Annotated in this window: 1 protein-coding gene; it reads left to right on the top strand. The window is 44.8% G+C overall.

Translation table 11 applies throughout. From position 1 onward, the window contains the following. Positions 1-105: 105 nt before the first annotated feature. Positions 106-455 (top strand): AraC family ligand binding domain-containing protein (locus NE664_13920; GenBank protein ID MCQ4727731.1); only part of this gene is annotated, 350 nt, incomplete at its 3' end.

Below are 455 nucleotides of genomic sequence, written 5' to 3' on the forward strand. Positions count from 1 at the left end.
GTATTATAAATCTTATAGAATCGATGCTTTTTATGGTATTTTCGTACTTTTGGCTACAATTGAAACACGACAGAGCGTAAAACGACGGGAGATGTGGAGCAGGGAATGGAACGAACGGTATTTTCAGAAAAGATGGTAGGGCTTACCATCGACGAGGTAATCCGTGATTACGAATTTACGATGCAGACCAAACATTTTCATGACAGCTTTGAACTTTATTTTTTGCTGGAGGGTGAACGGTACTACTTTATCGACCGGGAGACGTACCATGTAAAAAAAGGGATGGTGGTACTGGTTAACCGGCAGCAGATTCATAAGACCAGTCTGGCTGGAAAATCATATCATGACAGGATTCTTCTGCAGATCAGCCAGGAAGGCTTCAGCCCGTTGCTGGAGCAGGCCGGGGTGGTTCCGCTGACCAGGATGTTTGAGGAAAATTATGGCGTAACGGAGCT

This window comes from Anaerotignum faecicola (assembly GCA_024460105.1).
In the GTDB taxonomy this organism is placed as follows: domain Bacteria; phylum Bacillota; class Clostridia; order Lachnospirales; family Anaerotignaceae; genus JANFXS01.